Origin of the sequence: Streptomyces sp. NPDC007856 (assembly GCF_042868225.1) — a bacterium.
Classification (GTDB): Bacteria; Actinomycetota; Actinomycetes; order Streptomycetales; family Streptomycetaceae; genus Streptomyces.
Genome location: NZ_JBIAEC010000015.1, coordinates 167273 through 185040 on the forward strand (window position 1 = coordinate 167273; position 17768 = coordinate 185040).

19 protein-coding genes and 1 pseudogene are annotated in these 17768 nt (G+C 70.7%); 5 read left to right on the forward strand and 15 right to left on the reverse strand.

Annotation, left to right across the window (positions count from 1 at the left end; all coding sequences use genetic code 11):
- The first annotated feature begins 25 nt into the window (after window positions 1-25).
- The gene (locus tag ACFYOH_RS31945) at window positions 26-808 is read left to right on the forward strand and encodes a methyltransferase domain-containing protein (RefSeq protein ID WP_388632779.1); all 783 of its coding nucleotides are present in this window, start codon (window positions 26-28) and stop codon (window positions 806-808) included.
- Complete coding sequence (locus tag ACFYOH_RS31950; RefSeq protein ID WP_388632999.1) at window positions 805-1071, forward strand: hypothetical protein; 267 nt, start codon at window positions 805-807, stop codon at window positions 1069-1071. Before ACFYOH_RS31945 ends, ACFYOH_RS31950 begins: the two co-directional genes overlap by 4 nt.
- Here ACFYOH_RS31950 and ACFYOH_RS31955 read toward each other — a convergent pair.
- From ACFYOH_RS31955 to ACFYOH_RS32000, 10 genes and pseudogenes are all read right to left on the reverse strand, one after another.
- Window positions 1044-1331, reverse strand: a pseudogene (locus tag ACFYOH_RS31955) (protein phosphatase); the annotation flags it as partial. The gene ACFYOH_RS31950 and the pseudogene ACFYOH_RS31955 overlap by 28 nt on opposite strands.
- Window positions 1332-1449: 118 nt before the next feature.
- Window positions 1450-3930 (reverse strand): SpoIIE family protein phosphatase, encoded by a 2481-nt coding sequence (locus ACFYOH_RS31960; protein ID WP_388632781.1) that lies wholly within the window; start codon window positions 3928-3930, stop codon window positions 1450-1452.
- 109 nt (window positions 3931-4039) lie between these two features.
- On the reverse strand, window positions 4040-5260 hold the full coding sequence (gene rocD / locus ACFYOH_RS31965) for an ornithine--oxo-acid transaminase (RefSeq protein ID WP_388632784.1): 1221 nt from the start codon (window positions 5258-5260) through the stop codon (window positions 4040-4042).
- Window positions 5260-6069, reverse strand: coding sequence for a dimethylargininase (ddaH, locus tag ACFYOH_RS31970; RefSeq protein WP_388632786.1), 810 nt, complete (start codon window positions 6067-6069; stop codon window positions 5260-5262). The genes rocD and ddaH overlap by 1 nt, the downstream gene beginning before the upstream one ends.
- A 154-nt stretch (window positions 6070-6223) precedes the next feature.
- On the reverse strand, window positions 6224-6709 hold the full coding sequence (locus ACFYOH_RS31975; protein ID WP_351811575.1) for an Lrp/AsnC family transcriptional regulator: 486 nt from the start codon (window positions 6707-6709) through the stop codon (window positions 6224-6226).
- 37 nt (window positions 6710-6746) lie between these two features.
- Window positions 6747-6914 carry a hypothetical protein gene (locus ACFYOH_RS31980; protein WP_351607810.1) on the reverse strand — a complete coding sequence of 56 codons (168 nt, stop codon included), beginning with the start codon at window positions 6912-6914 and terminating at the stop codon, window positions 6747-6749.
- A gap of 89 nt (window positions 6915-7003) precedes the next feature.
- The gene (locus tag ACFYOH_RS31985) at window positions 7004-7954 is read right to left on the reverse strand and encodes a cytochrome c oxidase assembly protein (RefSeq protein ID WP_388632790.1); all 951 of its coding nucleotides are present in this window, start codon (window positions 7952-7954) and stop codon (window positions 7004-7006) included.
- Between the two features lie 102 nt (window positions 7955-8056).
- Window positions 8057-9082: a 6-phosphofructokinase gene (locus ACFYOH_RS31990; RefSeq protein WP_388632793.1), complete on the reverse strand. Its 1026-nt coding sequence runs from the start codon at window positions 9080-9082 to the stop codon at window positions 8057-8059.
- A 212-nt stretch (window positions 9083-9294) separates the two neighbouring features.
- A complete protein-coding gene (locus tag ACFYOH_RS31995; RefSeq protein WP_388632795.1) occupies window positions 9295-10023 on the reverse strand; it encodes a type 1 glutamine amidotransferase in 729 nt (242 codons plus the stop codon).
- Between the two features lie 21 nt (window positions 10024-10044).
- A complete protein-coding gene (locus tag ACFYOH_RS32000) occupies window positions 10045-11283 on the reverse strand; it encodes a MurT ligase domain-containing protein (protein ID WP_388632798.1) in 1239 nt (412 codons plus the stop codon).
- A gap of 151 nt (window positions 11284-11434) precedes the next feature.
- On the opposite strand from ACFYOH_RS32000, the gene def reads away from it, so the two are divergent.
- Window positions 11435-12010 (forward strand): peptide deformylase, encoded by a 576-nt coding sequence (gene def / locus ACFYOH_RS32005; protein ID WP_388632801.1) that lies wholly within the window; start codon window positions 11435-11437, stop codon window positions 12008-12010.
- Window positions 12011-12042: 32 nt separating this feature from the next.
- On the opposite strand, the gene ACFYOH_RS32010 is transcribed toward def, so the two are convergent.
- On the reverse strand, window positions 12043-12687 hold the full coding sequence (locus ACFYOH_RS32010) for a TetR family transcriptional regulator (protein ID WP_388632804.1): 645 nt from the start codon (window positions 12685-12687) through the stop codon (window positions 12043-12045).
- 170 nt (window positions 12688-12857) lie between these two features.
- On the opposite strand from ACFYOH_RS32010, the gene ACFYOH_RS32015 reads away from it, so the two are divergent.
- Complete coding sequence (locus tag ACFYOH_RS32015) at window positions 12858-14084, forward strand: acyl-CoA dehydrogenase family protein (protein ID WP_388632806.1); 1227 nt, start codon at window positions 12858-12860, stop codon at window positions 14082-14084.
- On the opposite strand, the gene ACFYOH_RS32020 is transcribed toward ACFYOH_RS32015, so the two are convergent.
- The 3 genes from ACFYOH_RS32020 to ACFYOH_RS32030 are packed head-to-tail and all read right to left on the reverse strand — an operon-like array spanning window position 14081 to window position 16897.
- Entirely contained in the window at window positions 14081-14602 is a 522-nt protein-coding gene (locus ACFYOH_RS32020; RefSeq protein WP_388632809.1) for a cupin domain-containing protein, read from the reverse strand. The genes ACFYOH_RS32015 and ACFYOH_RS32020 overlap by 4 nt on opposite strands.
- Before the next feature lie 7 nt (window positions 14603-14609).
- Window positions 14610-15824, reverse strand: coding sequence for a cytochrome P450 (locus ACFYOH_RS32025; protein WP_388632811.1), 1215 nt, complete (start codon window positions 15822-15824; stop codon window positions 14610-14612).
- A gap of 26 nt (window positions 15825-15850) precedes the next feature.
- Window positions 15851-16897, reverse strand: coding sequence for a type III polyketide synthase (locus ACFYOH_RS32030; protein ID WP_388632814.1), 1047 nt, complete (start codon window positions 16895-16897; stop codon window positions 15851-15853).
- Window positions 16898-17081: 184 nt separating this feature from the next.
- On the opposite strand from ACFYOH_RS32030, the gene ACFYOH_RS32035 reads away from it, so the two are divergent.
- On the forward strand, window positions 17082-17513 hold the full coding sequence (locus tag ACFYOH_RS32035; RefSeq protein WP_388632817.1) for a hypothetical protein: 432 nt from the start codon (window positions 17082-17084) through the stop codon (window positions 17511-17513).
- A 20-nt stretch (window positions 17514-17533) separates the two neighbouring features.
- Here ACFYOH_RS32035 and ACFYOH_RS32040 read toward each other — a convergent pair whose 3' ends face one another.
- Window positions 17534-17767: a DUF6213 family protein gene (locus ACFYOH_RS32040; protein ID WP_388632819.1), complete on the reverse strand. Its 234-nt coding sequence runs from the start codon at window positions 17765-17767 to the stop codon at window positions 17534-17536.
- Between the last annotated feature and the right edge of the window lies 1 nt (window position 17768).

The following is a 17768-nucleotide window of genomic DNA, read 5'->3' on the forward strand; positions in this document are numbered from 1 at the left end:
GACATTAAGTCGCACTCTGGCCGGCATGACCAGGCCGACAGAACAACTGCCGCGCTCCGGCGCGGAACTCGCCGCCGTACTCGACTCCATGGAACGGCGCCCTGCCGCCGTGCAACTCCGCCGGCACTCCTACGACCTGCTGCGCCTGCGCCCCGGCGCGCCGGTCGTGGACGTCGGCTGCGGCACCGGCCGGGCCGTGGCGGAACTGGCCGCGCGCGGTGCGCGGGCCGTCGGGATCGACCCGGCCGAGCCGATGCTCGCGATCGCCCGCCGACGGTGGCCCGACGCGGATCTGCGGAAGGCGGACGCCTACGCGCTGCCGCTGGCGGACGGCTCGATGTGCGGATACCGCGCGGACAAGCTGTTCCATGAACTGGCCGAGCCCGAGCGGGCGTTGGGGGAGGCGCGCCGGGTGCTCTCCCCGGGCGGCCGGATCGTGCTCCTCGGCCAGGACTGGGACACGGTCGTCATCGACTCCGACGACCCCGCGCTGACCCGCACCCTCGTCCAGGCCCGCGCCGACCGGGTCACCGCGCCCCGGTCCGCGCGCCGCTACCGCTCGCTCCTGCTGGACGCCGGGTTCACCGACGTGGCGATCGAGGTCCGCACCGCCGTCTTCACCGATGAGCTCGGCCTCACTGTGCCGGCCGGGCTGGTGGCGGGCGCCGGGGCGCCGGGGGAGAGCCCGGTGACCCCGGACCGGGCGGAGGCGTGGTTCGCCGAACAACGGACCCGCGCCGCCCGCGACCGCCTCTTCGTGGCCCTGCCGGTGTTCGTGGCCTCGGCCTCGGCGCCGGACCGTCCATGACGCCCCTGTCCGGCCATGGGTCACAGCCGCACGATGACCAGCGCCGTGTCGTCGGTGGCGCCGCCGGGAGGCAGCAGTTCCAGCAGGACGGCGTCCGCGAGGCTCTCGGGGTCCTCCTCGCGATGGCGGGCGAGGAGTCGGCGGGGCCGCCGCTGGGGCCGCCGCGGGCCCGGATCAGCTCGGTCACCTCCTCGACCCGGTGCACCAGCAGGACCACCTCGCCGTCCGGACCGAACACCGGCGCGTTGACCGGGCTCCAGTAGCGCTCCTCCCACTCCCCGGGCCGGTCGGAGTTCTCGACGTCGTACCGCTGCAGGGCCATGGCGTCGCGCTCGCCGGTGGCCACGACCCGGGTCAGGGAGGCGGCCAGGTTGCGCATGCCCGAGGCGCCGGGTCGTTGGGGTCTCCGGGAAGACGTCGAAGAGGTAGCGCCCCACCACCTGCTCGCGGTGCGCCCGGACTGCCGCAGGAACTCCTCGTTGGCGTCCGCGAAGAGCAGGTCGGGCGTCAGCAGCGCCACCATGCCCGGCAGTGCCTGGAACCCCCGCGTAGTCGGTGGCCCCGTCGTTCATGGCTACCGCCCATCCGCCGAAGTGACGCCGTTTTCCCCCGTCATGCGATGTACGCGTGGTCCGCGCAGGTCAGTCCGGCAGGCCCGTCGTGGACTGCTCGGCCCAGATGATCTTCCCGCCGGGGACGAAGCGGGTTCCCCACCGCTCGGCGAACTGGGAGACCAGCAGCAGTCCGCGGCCGCCCTCGTCCGTGGTGCGCGGATGGCGCAGATGGGGCGCGGTGGCGCTGCCGTCGGAGACCTCGCAGATCAGGGCGGCCCGGTCTCTGATCAGCCGGAGCCGAACGGGGCCCTCCGCGTGCCGGATGGCGTTGGTGACCAGCTCGCTCACGACCAGTTCGGCGGTGAACGCCAGCTCATCCAGCCCCCACTCGCCCAGCTGCCGGGTGGTCTCCTTGCGGGCCTCGGCGACCACGGCCGGGTCGGCGGGCAGATCCCAGTCGGCGACCTGGTCGGCGCCGAGCAGCCTGGTGCGGGCCATCAGCAGGGCCACGTCGTCGTACGGCCGGGCGGGCACCAGCGCGTCGACCACGGACCGGCAGCTCATGTCGAGCGTGGCTGCGCGCTGTTCCAGGGCGCGGCGCAGCCGGTCGCGGTCCGCGGCGACGATCCCGCCGTCGTCCCGGTCGCCCCCGTCGCCGTCACCGTGGACCAGCAGGCCGTCGGTGTGCAGGGCCAGGGTGCTGCCCTCGGCCAGGGTCAGCTCCACCGCCTCGAAGGGCGGCCCGCCGGCCCCGAGCGGCGGCCCCTGCGGGAGGTCGACGAAGCTGACGGCGCCGTCGGGCAGGACCACGGCCGGCGCGGGGTGGCCCGCGGCGGCCATCGTGCACTGCCCTTTGACCGGGTCGTAGACGACGTACACGCACCCCGATCCCACCGCCTGGATACCGGCGGCCTCCGGGTCCTCGGGCCGGACGCCCTCCTCCCGGGCCATCCGCGCCACCAGGTCGTCGAGGTGCGCGAGGACCTCCTCGGGCGGCAGATCGAGCGCCGCGAGGGTGTGCACGGCGGTGCGCAGCCGTCCCATGGCCGCCGCGGCGTCGATCCCGTGTCCCGGCACCTCGCCCACGACGAGGGCCACGCGTGCGGCGGACAGCGGGATGATGTCGTACCAGTCGCCGCCCAGGCCGGTCAGCTCGTCGGCCGGCCGGTAGCAGGCGGCCACCTCCACCGCGTCCTGCTCGGGCAGCCGGCGCGGCAGCAGACTGCGCTGCAGGACCAGGGCCGCTTCCCGCTCGCGGGTGTAGCGGCGGGCGTTGTCCACGCACACCGCCGCCCGGGACACCAGGTCCTCGGCGAGACTCAGGTCGTCCTCGTCGAACGGCTCCTGACGGTGGCGCCGGAAGAAGGTGGTGACGCCCATCGTGACGCCCCGCGCACGGATGGGCACGATCATCACGCTGTGCACACCGAGCTCCAGGAAGGTCGCCATCCGGCCGCCAGGGATGTCCGTCGCCCATTCCTTGGCCAGCGGGTCCAGCCGTGCCGCGTGCCAGGGCCGACCCGTGGTCAGACTGCGGATCGGGGGCGATCCGGCGAGATAGGTGGCCACCGCGCCGATCTTGACGACGGCCTCCGGGACCCCGGGGTTCACCGACTGGTGCCCGGCCCGCCGCAGCGGCACCCGGTCCATCTCGCTCGGCGGCTCGGGCTCCGCACCCCGCAACACGGAATCCAGCAGGTCCACACTGACGAAGTCGGCGAAGTCCTGCACGGCCACGTCGGCCAGTTCCTGTGCCGTACGCACGATGTCCAGGGTGCGGCCGATCTGCTCGCCGGCCCGGTCCAGCAGGGCCAGCCGCTGCCGGGCCCGGTGCCGGTCGGTGATGTCGACGACCGTGTAGTACACGCCCATCGGGTGTCCCCGGTCGTCGTCGAGGCGGGTGAACGACATCATGTGCGCCGTCTCCCGGTGCGGCGCGGACCGCACATGGCCGACATGCTCGTACCCGACCACCGGCAGGCCGGTCTCCAGCACACGCCGCATCTGCGTCTCGATGTCGGCGGAGTCGATGCCCGGCTGGATCTCCGCCAGCCGCCGGCCCAGCCGCTCGGCCGGGGAGCCGCCGCCGAACCGCTCCAGGGCCTCGTTCGACCACACGCACCGCAGATCGGTGTCCACGATCGCCATCCCGACGGCGGAGTCGGTCACCATCTGCTCCAGCACCCCACGGCTCATGTCCCAGCCGCGTTCCCCTGCCACGTCGGAGACCAGAACCAGCCAGTGCGGTGCCCCGCCGGGTTCCATCGCCGGGGTGATCCGCACCATCACCCGTATCGGCTGCCCGTCCTTGCGCCGTGCGGTCAGCAGTCCCGCCCAACCGCCGTCCCTGCGGCACCGCTCGGCCAGTTCGGGCACCCGCGCGGCGTCCTCGGCGGACAGCAGGCCGGTCACCCTGGTGCCCACCACCTCGGCGGCCGTGTACTCCAGCAGGCTCTGGGCGCCCTGCGTCCAGAGCGTCACCACGCCCCGCGCGTCGAGCAGCAGGGGCGCTGCGTCGGCCACGTCGAACCGGCGCCCGGCAACGTCCTGCTCCTCGTGAGTGCTCACGGCCGACCTCTCTGTAGCTGAGAGTGGTCTACCCCCTCCTGGCTCAATCTTCACGCTTCGGGCGGACGAGCGAAGGGTGTGGGACGGCCTCGGCCGCCCCACACCGCCGTCACGAACCCAGCACCTTCTCCAGTGCCGCCAGCGCGGACCGCAGCTCCTCCGCCGTGATGGTCAGCGGCGGTGCCAGCCGGATCGTGGAACCGTGGGTGTCCTTCACCAGGATTCCCTCCCGCATCAGCCGCTCGCTGACCTCGCGGCCGGTGCCGATCGCCGGGTCGATGTCGACGCCCGCCCACAGGCCACGCGAGCGGAAGCCGACCACACCCCGGCCGGCCAGCTCGGTCAGCCCGTCCCGCAGGAGCACGCCCAGCTCGGTGGCCCGGCGCTGGAACTCGCCCGTTCGAAGCAGCTCGACCACGGCCGAGCCGACCGCCGCCGCGAGCGGGTTGCCGCCGAACGTGGAGCCGTGCTCGCCCGGGTGCAGCACACCCAGCACCTCACGCCGGGCCACCACCGCCGACACCGGCACGATCCCGCCACCCAGCGCCTTGCCGAGCAGCAGCATGTCCGGCACGACGTCCTCGTGCTCGACGGCGAACGTGCGGCCGGTGCGGCCGAGGCCCGACTGGATCTCGTCCGCGATGAACAGGCAGCCCTTGCGGCGGGTCAGCTCCCGCACTCCGGCGAGATAGCCCTCGCTCGGTATGACCACGCCCGCCTCGCCCTGGATGGGCTCGATCAGCACGGCCGCCGTGGTCTCGTCGACGGCCTCCTCCAGCGCGGCCAGGTCGTCGTACGGCACGATCCTGAAACCGGGCGTGAAGGGGCCGAAGCCGGCCCGGGCCGTCTCGTCGGTGGAGAAGCTGACGATGGTCGTCGTACGGCCGTGGAAGTTCTCCGCCGCGACCACGATCGTCGCCCGGTCGGCGGGGACGCCCTTCACGTCGTACGCCCACTTGCGGGCCACCTTGATGCCGCTCTCCACCGCCTCGGCGCCGGTGTTCATCGGCAGCACCATGTCGAGGCCGGTCAGCTCCGCGAGCTGCTCCGCGAAGTGGGCGAGCCGGTCGTTGTGGAAGGCGCGGGAGGTCAGCGTCAGCTGGTCGAGCTGGCGGTGCGCGGCCTCGATCAGCGCCGGGTGCCGATGGCCGAAGTTCAGCGCCGAGTACCCGGCGAGCATGTCCAGGTAGCGGTTGCCCTCGACGTCCTCCACCCAGGTGCCCTCGGCGCGGGCGACCACGACCGGGAGCGGGTGGTAGTTGTGCGCGAGGACCGGCTCCTCCGCTCGGATCAGGTCGTCGGACGTACGCGTGCGCGCGGGTGCGGTCATCAGCGGATCTCCTGGGTGCAGCACTTGATGCCGCCGCCGGCCTTGTGGAACTCGGACAGGTCGACGGGGGCGGGGGCGTAACCGTGGTCGGCCAGGCGCTCGGCGAGCGCCTCGGCCTGGGGGGCGATGAAGACGTTCCGGCCGTCGGAGACGGAGTTCAGGCCGAACGCCATCGCGTCCTCGCGGGTGGCGAGCACCGCGTCCGGGTACAGCCGGCGAAGCACCTCGCGGCTGCCCGCCGAGAACGCCTCGGGGTAGTAACAGATGTTGTCGTCGTCGAGGACGAACAACGCCGTGTCCAGGTGGTAGAAGTACGGGTCCACCAGGGTCAGGCCGATCACCGGGTGGCCGAGGAACTCCTGCGCCTCCCGGTGCGCCTCACGGGTGGTGCGGAACCCGGTGCCGGCGAGTACGTACCGGCCCGTCCACACCAGGTCGCCCTCGCCCTCGGTCACCGACTCCGGGCGGTACACGTCATAGCCCGCGGCCTTGAACCAGGTGTCGTAGTGCAGCGACTCCGGGCGTCGTTCCGGCGCGTGGAACAGGGAGCCGAAGACCCGGCCGCCGACCACGAACGCCGCGTTGGCGGCGAAGACCATGTCGGGCAGGCCGGGGACGGGCTCGACCGACTCGACGGTGTGACCGTGGGCGCGGTAGGCGCGGATGAGCGTCTGCCACTGTTCCCGGGCGAGGTCCACGTCGACCGGCTTGTCGGGGTGCATCCAGGGATTGATCGCGTACTGCACGGCGAAGTGTCTGGGTTCGCAGACGAGAAAGCGCCGAGGACGCTGTACACGGCTTTCGGACACAGAGGGTTTCCTCCGCTTTGCTGTGTGTCACTTGGGGGTGCACACCACGGTAGAAAGGGAGGCAGACGGCCGACAAGCGAGGAAAGCTGCTTAGATGCGCAGCATCGCTGCGTTGTTCGAGGTCGATGCGCATGATTCCTGCGCATGCCTCGCCTCATTCCGGTGCGGCGTGGGTCGCGCCCGCTTCCGGGCTTTCCGGGAGCAGGTGGGACAGCACCATCACGCTGATCGTCTTCCGGATGAACGGCTCGACCCGGATCCGCTCCAGCACCTCCTCGAAGTGCTCCACGTCCCGGGCCCGCACGTGCAGCAGCGCGTCGGCGCCGCCGGTGACCGTCATGGCCGCGGTGATCTCGGGATGGTTACGCACGACCTCGGCCAGCCGCCGGGGCGGGGCCGCGCCCTCGCAGTACACCTCGACGTACGCCTCGGTGCGCCAGCCGAGCGCCGAGGGCTTCACCGTCGCCGTGAACCCGGTGATCACCCCGGTCTCCCGGAGCCGGTCCACGCGCCGCTTGACCGCGGTCGCGGACAGCCCGATGCCCGCGCCGATCTCGGCGAAGCTGGTCCGGGCGTTCGCCATCAGCGCGGTGATGATCTTGCGGTCGAGGTCGTCGAACGAGGGCGTCCTGCTGTTCATGCGGGCACTGTAGGTCAGCCCCGCCGAACAGTTCCCCTCACGACTGGGTGACGATCATGGCGAGCGTCAGCAGCCCCAGCACCACCCATCCGAACCACAGCCAGCCGTTGCTGCCGAGCGCGACCGTGTAGGCGGTCACCACGACGAGCCCGCCGACCGTGAGAGCCCCCATCGCCTTGGTGGAACCGTTCGTGGAACCGGGCATCGCGACACCCTTCTCTTGGTCCGTCCATGACCATGGTGCCCCGGTTCCGGCCCGGACGGGACGGCTCCGCCCCGGCTCTCGCGCGCGACTCAGCTCTCGCGCGCGTTCAGCGAGGCCAGATAGGCGTTGTACGCCTCCAGCTCCTTGTCACCGTCCCGGTCCGCGGCCCGGTCCTTGCGCCTGGCCTGCCGCTGCTCGGAGCCGTACCACTGGAACAGCAGCGCGATCAGCACCAGCACGGACGGGATCTCGCTGAACGCCCAGGCGATGCCGCCGGCCGCGTTCTGGTCGGACAGCGCGTCGATGCCGAGCGAGGCCGACGGGTGCTTGAAGGTGTCCACCATCGGCGCCGTGGCCATCATCAGCGCGATACCGAAGAACGCGTGGAACGGCATGCCCGCGAACAGCTCCAGCATCCGCATCACGTATCCGGGTCGGTACGGACCCGGGTCGACGCCCATGATCGGCCAGAAGAACACCATGCCGACGGCGAAGAAGTGCACCATCATCGCGATGTGCCCGGCCTTCGACCCCATCAGGAAGTCGAACAAGGGGGTGAAGTACAGGACGTACAGGCTCGCGATGAACATCGGGATCGTGAACGCCGGGTGCGTGACGATCCGTGTGTAGCGGCTGTGCAGCAGCGCCAGCAACAGCTCGCGCGGGCCCTTGCGGCCCCGGCCGGCGGTCGGCAGCGCGCGCAGCGCCAGTGTGACCGGGGCGCCGAGCAGGATCAGGATCGGCGACAGCATGCTGATCACCATGTGCTGCACCATGTGCACGCTGAACATCACCATGCCGTAGTCGTTCAGCTTGGTGCACATCACCAGGGCGACGGTCAGCACACCCGCGACGTACGCCACGGTACGCCCGGCCGGCCAGGCGTCCCCGCGCCGCCGCAGCCGTACGACACCCCAGCCGTACAGGGCGAGTCCGAGCAGACAGGCGACGAGGAAGAACGGGTCAGTGGACCACTCCAGCCCCCGCCCCAGCGTGAACGGCGGCAGATCCATCATCATGCCGTGCCCGCTGTGATCCATCCGGCGGCTCCTGATTCGTGGGGGTTGTGCGAGTTGTCCGCCCCAAGAGTAGGACCGCCCCCGGTCATGGTCGTGACCGGGGGCGGTTTGTGCGCCACCGAACTACAGCACGCACTCCGCCTCGTCGTACCGCTCCACCGGAACGGTCTTCAGGGTCTCGACGGCCTCCGCGAGGGAGACCATCACGATGTCGGTCCCGCGCAGAGCCGTCATCCGCCCGAACTCACCCCGGTGCACGGCCTCCACCGCGTGCCAGCCGAAACGGGTCGCCAGCACCCGGTCGTACGCCGTCGGCGTGCCACCCCGCTGCACATGACCGAGGATCACCGGCCGCGCCTCCTTGCCGAGCCGCTGTTCCAGCTCGACCGACAGCTGCCGGGCGATCCCGGCGAAGCGCTCGTGCCCGTAGATGTCCTTGCCGCCCTCGTCGAAGTCCATGGTGCCGGCCTTCGGCTTGGCGCCCTCGGCCGCGACGACGATGGCGAACCGCTTGCCCGCCTCGAACCGCTCGCCGACCTGCCTGGTCAACTCCTCGATGTCGAAGGGCCGTTCCGGGACGACGATGGCGTGGGCGCCGGCCGCCATGCCGGAGTGCAGCGCGATCCAGCCGGTGTGCCGGCCCATGACCTCCACGATCAGCACGCGCTGGTGGGACTCGGCGGTGGTCTTCAGCCGGTCCAGGGCCTCCGTCGCCACGGTGACGGCCGTGTCGAAGCCGAAGGTGACGTCCGTGACAGCGATGTCGTTGTCGATGGTCTTGGGCACGCCCACGATCGGCAGCCCGTTGTCCGACAGCAGCCGGGCCGCCTTCAGGGTGCCCTCACCGCCGATCGGGATGATCGCGTCGAGGCCGAGCTCTGCGACATGCCCCTTGGCCCGCTCGACACCGTCCCGCAGATGCTCCGGGCGGACCCGGGAGGAGCCGAGGATGGTGCCGCCGCGTGCCAGGATGCCGCCCACGGCATCGAGGTCGAGCTTGAGGTAGTCGCACTCCAGGAGGCCCTTCCAGCCGTCCCGGAAACCGATGACCTCGTCGCCGTGGTCGGCGACGGCACGGTGCACGACGGACCGGATGACGGCGTTCAGGCCGGGGCAGTCGCCGCCGGACGTGAGGACACCAATGCGCATAGCCCGAAATACCTTCTCAACGTGGGCCGGGTAACCGGACCACGTTGTCCGGCGGATTCCCGGCCACCCTACCGGCGTGAGGGGGTGGCTCCGTAGCGGGCGTCCGCCTGCTGGACGCGCCCGCACATGTGAGCGGACGGGCCGTCAGGCGGGCCCGCTACCAGGCTGCCGGACCGCGCTGAGATGTTGCTGAAGTCTTGCTGTCGCGCCGCTTACGCGGGCTGCTGCGCGGCCGCGATGCGCTCGTTGCGGAGCGCCTCGTACCAGCGGTCGTCGGTCGGCGGCAGTGCGTTGACGTCGAGTGCCAGCTTCAGCAGCAGGTCGGCGATCAGCGGGTTGCGGGCGAGCACCGGGCCGTGCATGTACGTGCCGAAGACGGTCCCGTTGTATGCGCCCTCCGTGCCGTCCCCGGTGCCGTTGCCGTTGCCGATCTTCACCTGCGCGAAGGGGCGGGCGGTGGGGCCGAGGTGGGTGACGCCCTGGTGGTTCTCGAAGCCGGTCAGCTGCGGCAGGCCCAGTCGCGGGTCGATGTCGCCGAGCACGTCACCGACGCACCGCTCGCCCTCGCCGCGTACGGACACCACGTCGAGCAGCCCGAGACCCGGCTCGCGCTGGCCGAGGTCGTTGATGAACTCGTGGCCGAGGATCTGGTAGCCGGCGCAGACGGAGAAGACGATCGCGCCGTTCTCCACCGCGCGGTTCAGATGCCCGTCCCGGCGCAGCCGCTCGGCCGCGAGCCGCTGCGGACGGTCCTCGCCGCCGCCGATCAGGTAGATGTCGCCGGAGGTCGGGATCGGCTGGTCGCTGCGCACGTCGAGCCGGGCCACGTCCAGGCCGCGCTGCCGGGCCCGGCGCTCCACGACGAGGGCGTTGCCCTGGTCGCCGTAGGTGCTCAGCAGGTCCGGGTAGATCCACACCAGCCGCAGTTGGTTGTCGCTCATGAGGTGATCGCCCTTCGAAGATCAGTTGCCGACGCGGCGGCGCAGGTCCTGGAACGCGGTGTAGTTCGCGATGACCTCGATCCGGCCCGGCGGGCACATCTGCACGGCCTGGTCGAGGTTCTCGCAGACCTGGAAGTGCTGATTGGCGACCTCCAGGCGGACGGCGAGGTCCAGCTTCCGGTCGCCGATGACGAAGATCGGGTGGCCGGTCAGCCGGGTGTAGTCGACGTCCCACAGCCAGGAGGTGTCGGTGCCGTCGGCGCCGCGTGCGTTCACGGACAGGATCACCGGGGCAGGCGGCGGGTCGATCAGGGAGAACGTCTCCAGCCAGCCGGCGGGGTTCTTGGCCAGCAGCAGCCGCAGATCGCGGTTCTGGAACTGCACGACGTCATAGCGGCCCGCGACGGCCTGCACCTGGTACATCCGCTCCAGGGCGACCTGCGGCGGCACACCGAAGACGGCGGCGACGGCCGCGGAGGAGGCGGCGTTCGCCTTGTTGGCGCGGCCCGGCAGCTGCAGATGGATGGGCCAGGCGGACCCGTGCGGATCCAGTACGTGGTCCCCGGACAGCGCCCAGGTCGGCGTCGGCCGCCGGAACCCGCACTCGCCGCAGAACCAGTCGTCGCCGGGGCGCTGCATCACGCCACCGCAGGACGGGCAGGACCAGGCGTCGTCCTTCCACATCTGCCCGGCCGCGACCCAGATCACATTCGGGGACGAGGAGGCGGCCCACACCACCAGCGGGTCGTCGCAGTTGGCGACGACCACGGCCTTGGACCCGGCCAGGCCCTCGCGCCAGTTCTCGGCGAGCATCCGGGTCTCGGCGGCACGGTCGAGCTGGTCGCGGGAGAGGTTGAGCAGGGCGATGCACTTCGGGTCGGTGTCCCGGGCCACTCCGGCCAGGTACTTCTCGTCGACCTCTATGACACCGAACTTCGCGTCCGAGCCGCCCGCGAGCGCGGAGGTGATACCGGCCGGCATGTTGGCGCCCAGCGCGTTCGACACGACGGGGCCCGCGGCGCGCAGCGCCTCGGCGATCAGCCGGGTGGTGGTCGTCTTGCCGTTGGTGGCGGACACCAGGACGACGTCCAGGTTCTGCGCGAGCCGTGCGAGCAGGTCGGGGTCGAGTTTCAGCGCGACCCGGCCACCGATCACCGATCCGCTGCCGCGCCCCGCGGCGCGCGATGCCGCAGCGACCGCCTTGCCCGCCGTCACGGCCAGCTTGGCCCGCGGCGTGAGCGGGTCCGAGTTGCCTGCCATCAGTTCTCGATCCTCCTTGCGTACGCGCCGCGCCTGGGGCCATCCGGCAGCGTGGTGTGACCTCAGCCTATCGAGATCCGTATCCACACCCGAATCCCGGCCCACGCCTTGAGCGGCGGGCATGGGCTGAACGAACCGTACCCTTGCCGCCATGCGACACGGTTCCATTCCGGGCGCCCACGGGCGCGTCCGGCCTCTCACCCTGCTCGGCGACGCGGCTTTGCGCGAACAATGCCGGGAAGTCACCGAATTCGGCCCCGAACTGGCGGTCCTCGTGGAGGACCTGTTCGCGACGATGTACGCGGCGCAGGGGGTCGGACTGGCGGCGAATCAGGTGGGGGTGCCGCTGCGGGTGTTCGTGTACGACTGCCCGGACGACGACGATGTCCGGCATCTGGGACATGTGGTGAACCCGCGTCTGGTGGAGACGGACGGGGTGGTGATCCGGGGACCCGAGGGGTGCCTGTCCCTGCCGGGTCTGGAGGCGGGGACCGAGCGGTACGACCATGCGGTGGTCGAGGGTCTCACGGTGACGGGGGAGCCGGTGACCGTGCATGGCACGGGGTTCTTCGCGCGGTGTCTGCAGCACGAGTGCGACCATCTGCAGGGCCGGGTGTACGCCGACCACCTCACGGGTTGGCGCAAGCGCGGATTGGCGAGGCGGATCAGGCGGGCTTCATGGCACCGGGCGAGTGGTCCGGCTCAAGGGGTGCGGGGAACGCGCTGAGCCCCCGCGCAGCCGCACACGGGGAACGGCCGTCAGAATCCCGGACCTCCTATTCTGTCCCCCGCCGCCGCAAGGCGACCCCACAGCAGATCAGCCAGAGACCGCACCAACTCGCTCCGGGAACAGGGGCGTTCACCCAGCCACCAGTCCCCGGCCGCATGCATCATCCCGACGATCCCATGTCCCCACACCCGGGCGAGCTGCTGACTCTCCGGCCCGAGATCCACCCGCTCCTCGATGACCTGAGCCAGCTCCTCGCCCATCCTGCGGAGCAACGGCGCCGAATGCTTGCCGACGTCGAAGCCCTGCTCGGCACCCGCGCTCCCCTCCGCCGGATGCATCAGAAACCGGTACACCTGAGGCCGTGCCTCAATGGCGGCGAGATACGTGTCCAGCGTCGACTCCACCCGCTCCCGCCGCTCGGCCGGAGCGTCCAGCGCCGCCCGGAGCGAATCGAGCAGCGCATCCGTGTGCCGCTTGGCCAAGGCGGCGTAAAGGCCCCCCTTGTCGCCGAAGTGACGGTAAAGGATCGGCTTCGTGATGCCGGCTTCCGCGGCGATCGCGTTCATCGACGCCTGTGGACCGTCGCGCAGCACCACCCGGTCGGCGGCCTCCAGCAGCTCGCGCCGTCGGCGGTCGGCGGACCGCTGCTGATCGGTCCGCTGTGTGGTGTCCATGAGCTCTCCCCACCCGTGCTGATTCGGTGACGCCTGCGCAAACTAACACTGACTGTGCCCCTGACATCGAACGGGATGCCGAGACGTCATCACCGGTTGACTTTTCCTACCCGCCGGTAACAGACTCGGGTTACCGCTAGTAACATCGCACCGCCGCCGCTGGAGGGGACATGGCCGAGTTCACCATGGAGCTCAACGACGAACAGAAGGAAGTCCGGGACTGGCTCCATGGCTTCGCCGCCGACGTGATCCGCCCCGCGGCCGCCGAGTGGGACGAGCGCGAGGAGACTCCCTGGCCGGTCATCCAGGAGGCGGCGAAGGTCGGCATCTACTCCCTCGACTTCTACGCGCAGCAGTACTTCGACCCCACCGGCCTCGGCATCCCGATGGCCATGGAGGAGCTGTTCTGGGGCGACGCGGGCATCGCCCTGTCCATTGTGGGCACCGGCCTGGCCGCCGTGGGCGTTCTCGCCAACGGAACCGAGGAACAGATCGGCACCTGGATCCCGCAGATGTACGGCGACGTCCACGACGTCAAGGTGGCCGCGTTCTGCTCCTCGGAGCCCGACGCCGGCTCCGACGTCGCCTCCATGCGCACGCGCGCCGTGTACGACGAGGCCAAGGACGAGTGGGTGATCAACGGCACGAAGACCTGGGCGACCAACGGCGGCATTGCCAACGTCCACGTCGTCGTCGCCAGCGTCGACCCGGAACTGGGTTCCAAGGGCCACGCCTCCTTCATCGTCCCGCCGGGCACGCCGGGCCTGGCCCAGGGCCAGAAGTTCAAGAAGCACGGCATTCGCGCCTCGCACACCGCCGAGGTGGTCCTCGACAACGTCCGCGTTCCCGGCTCCTGCCTGCTCGGCGGCAAGGAGAAGCTGGACGAGCGGCTCGCCCGGGCGCGGGAGAAGGCGGCGAAGGGCGGGGAGCGCGTCAAGAACGCGGCGATGGCCACGTTCGAGGCGTCCCGCCCGGCGGTCGGCGCCATGGCGGTCGGCACCGCCCGGGCCGCGTACGAGGTCGCCCTCGACTACGCCACGACCCGCGAGCAGTTCGGCCGGCCGATCATCGACAACCAGGGCGTGGCCTTCCAGCTGGCGGACATGCGCACGCAGATCGACGCGGCGCGGCTGCTGGTCTGGCGTGCGTCCTGGATGGCGGTCAACGGCAAGCCGTTCACCGCGGCCGAGGGTTCCATGTCCAAGCTGTTCGCCAGCGAGACGGCGAAGAAGGTCACCGCCCAGGCCATCCAGATCCTCGGCGGCAACGGCTACACCAGGGAGTACCCGGTGGAGCGCATGCACCGGGACAGCGCGATCTACACGATCTTCGAGGGCACGAGCGAGATCCAGCGGCTGGTGATCGCCCGCACCCTCTCCGGCATGCCCATCCGCTAGCGATGCCTGAGCGGCGTCAGCTGCTCGATGTCGTACTTGGCCCGCAGGGCCTCGATCGCCTCCTGGTCCGGCGGCCCCCCGTTCCCCAGGATCTCCAGCAGTTCCTCGAAGTAGCGCTCGTGATCCGGTGGGGGAGCGGCCTGGAAGAACATCTTCGCCGGGGTGTCCGTCGGATTGGCGAACGCGTGCGGGCACCCCGGTGGTACGACGATGACCGTACCCGGAGTCGCCCGCACCACGCGGCTGCCCGAACTCGACTCCCACCTCTGCCAGTTGTCGGGGGTGCGGATGCGTGGCTCGAAGGCGAGGACGTCCAGTTCGCCCTCCAGGACGTAGAACAGCTCCTCGCTGCGCGTGTGCACATGCGCGCCCACGTCGAAGCCCGGCGGGACCTCCACCTCGAAGGTGGAGGCCATCCGCGAGTGCATGCCGGTGACCTTGAACGTCACCCGCTGGGCCGGTGTCTCGACGACACGGCCGTGGCCCGGCGGTACGTACAGTCCCTCGGTCTCCGTCATCGCCCACTCACCAGGTCACCGGAAGGGCCTCGGGACCCCGGATCAGCGCGCCCTTCTTGAAGGGCACCTTCTCCGGCGCCACGGCCAGCCGCAGGCCCGGAATCCGGTCCAGCAGGGCGTCCACCATGAGTTCCTCCTCCAGCCGGGCCAGCATGTTGCCGGGGCAGAAGTGCGGGCCGAAGCCGAACGAGACGTGCGGGTTCGGGCTGCGGGAGAAGTCGATGGTGTCCGGGTCGGGGAACACCTCCGGGTCGCGGTTGGCGGCCAGGTAGGAGTTGTACACCGCGTCGCCCGCGCGGATCCGCACACCCCGGATCTCCACGTCCTCCAGGGCGATCCGGGACAGGCCGACCGCGTTGCGGTGCGGAATCCAGCGCAGGAGCTCGTCGATCGCCCTGGGGCGGATCTCCGGCTGCGCGCGCAGCAGCTCCACCAGGTCGGGGCGGGTCAGCAGCAGATAGAACATCTGCCCGCTGTTGTTGGTGACCGCCTCGCCACCGATCTGGAGGAGACCGGCCAGTCCGACGGCCTCCTCCAGGGTGACCTCGCCCCGACCCACCGCGGCGCCGAGCAGTGAGGCGACGTCCTCGGCCGTGCTGTTCTCGCGCAGCCCGATCAGGTCCGAGAAGTAGGCGGCCATCTCCCGTTTGGCCTTCTCGCTGATCTCCTTGCCGTTGGAGGAGGACAGGATGAGCTGGGTCCAGGTGTGCATGGTGTGCCGGTCGGCGGCCGGGACGCCCATCATTTCGCAGATCACCGCGATCGGGAAGGGGCTGAGGATCGTCGCCGTGAGATCGGCGGGCGGTCCGTCCTGGAGGAGTTCGTCGACCAGTTCGTCCAGCATGGCGCGGGCCTTCTCCCGTACCCGCTCCACGCCCTTCGCGGTGAAGGCGGCCGCCACCGAGCGGCGCAGCCGGGTGTGGTCGGGCGGGTCGAGGAAGCCGACCGCGCCCGGGTCGGGGATGAAGTGCGGGGCCAGCCGGGTGACCGGCTTCTTCATGACCTCCTCGCGGCTGAAACGGGGGTCGTTGGTCACCATGCGCACGTCGTCCATCCGGGTCACCAGCCAGGCCCAGCCCTCGCCGTTGGGCAGCTGGATGCGGGTGACCGGTCCTTCGCGCATGAGCTCTCTCAGCACCGGGTCGAAGTCCGTCCCGGTCAGGTCGAGCGCCGGCCAGTGCCGGATCGGGGGCAGGGTCTCGGTGAGTGTCTCTTCGGTCATGCCGTACTCAAGCCGTCTCTCGGTCTTCAGCTGCGCCAGCGGCCCAGCGTCATTTCCGCGGTGATGCCGGGTCCGAACCCGGCGAGGAGCCCGCGCGCCCGGTGCTCGGCGCCGCCCTCGTCGAACATCCGGCGCAGCGCGTCCAGCACGACGCCGGAGGCGATGTTGCCGTACTCGGTGAGGGTGGCCCGGCTGAACCGGAAGGCGTGCGGGTCGACCTGGAGGAACTTGCTGAGGTCGTCGAGGATGCGCGGGCCGCCGGCGTGGACGATGTAGAAGTCCAGGTCGGACGCGTCCCAGCCGTGCATGCCCGCGAGGTCCTGCAGCGCCGGGGCCAGCGGCTCCATGGTGGCGGGCACCCGTTTGTCGAGCAGGAAGTGGAATCCGGTCGCCCGGACGTCGTACATGATCCACTCTTCGGTCTTCGGGATCAGGTACGAGCCGTTGCGTTCCAGCTCGACACCGGTGCCGCCCTTGCCGCGGACCACGGCGGCGGCTATGCCGTCACCGAACAGGCCGTTGGAGAGCAGCGAGCCCACGCCCAGGTCGGTGGGCTGGTAGCACAGCGAGCAGAACTCGCAGGCCACTATCAGCGCGTTGGCGTCGGGGTAGGCCGTGCAGAAGTCGTGCGCGCGGTTGATCGCCGCGCCGCCGGCCGCACAGCCCAGCTGGGCTATGGGGAGCTGTCGGGTGGTCGAGTCGAAGTCCATCTCGTTGATCAGCCACGCCGTGAGCGAGGGCATCATGAAGCCCGTGCACGAGACGTAGACGATCACGTCGATGTCGGAGGTCAGGAGTTCCGCGTCGTCGAGTGCGCGCTGGATCACCGCGGGGACCCGGGCCTTGGCCTCGGCCTCGTAGAGCTTGTTGCGCTCCTCGAACCCGGGGTGCTTGAGGGTCTCCTCGATGGGCTGCACTATGTGCCGCGTCTTCACCCCCGTGTTCTCGATCAACCGCAGTGCGAGCGGCAGTTGGGGGTGGTCCGAGTGACGCGACCGCGCCAGTTCCAGCGTCTCCTCCATCGTGATCACGTGCTCCGGCACCGACACCGTTGGTCTGCACAAAGTCGCCATGAACCGTGCCTGCTTTCAGCCTTCCGGAAGGCCTGCGCCCGCCGGTCAGAGGGTCGTTCACCTCAGGAGGTGGTCCACCCACGATCACTCGACCCGGCGGCGATCTCGCGCCGAACTACTCCAGACCGGGGACACCCGAGTCAGGGTCGGTAGGAAACCGCACGTCCGCGGGAGGGGGCACACCATGACGGCATCGGCCGGGGATCCGCCGGAGACGACCACCAGGACGCTCGCCCGCCTGGCCCTGGCACAGCGGTGGGTGATCCCCGTCGACCGCCGCTCCTTCGCGCATCCGGCCCAGCGCGCCGACCCCGGCTCGGGGGCCTTCTTCACCACGCTCGCGACGGGCCAGGAACCGGCCGCACAGCACCTGTCCGCCTTCGCCCGGGCCTGCGGCGTCACCGAGGACCGCTCCCGGACATACGTCCCCCTGGCGGGCTGCCAGGCCTACCCCGCCCACGTCTCCTGGCCGGCCCTCAACCCCTCCCCGGCGGACGCCGTTCTGGCCCTCACGGCGAACTTCTCCGCCTGGGGCGGTCATCGCGCCCGCATCGCGGCGGGCCGGCGCACGCACTACGGTTTCCTCGGACGAATGCCTGAAGCGGGCTTCCAGTGAATGTTCCGGACTTCGCCGGCCTAAGGCGCTCCACTGCTGTGCGCGATGCACGCCACGTCAATGCGATCGGCCAGCTTGGCCAGCTCGATGGTCAGCGCAGCAACCGTGTCCTCGTCCAACCCCGGCTCCCCCGCCTCGACGAGCCGCAGCCATCGCCCGCCCACGGTCCGCAGCAACTTACTCACGTCGGCCGCAGACACCTGCAAGGTACCGCGGTCGTCGACGATCAGAGGCAGGGTCACTTCGCGGGTCACA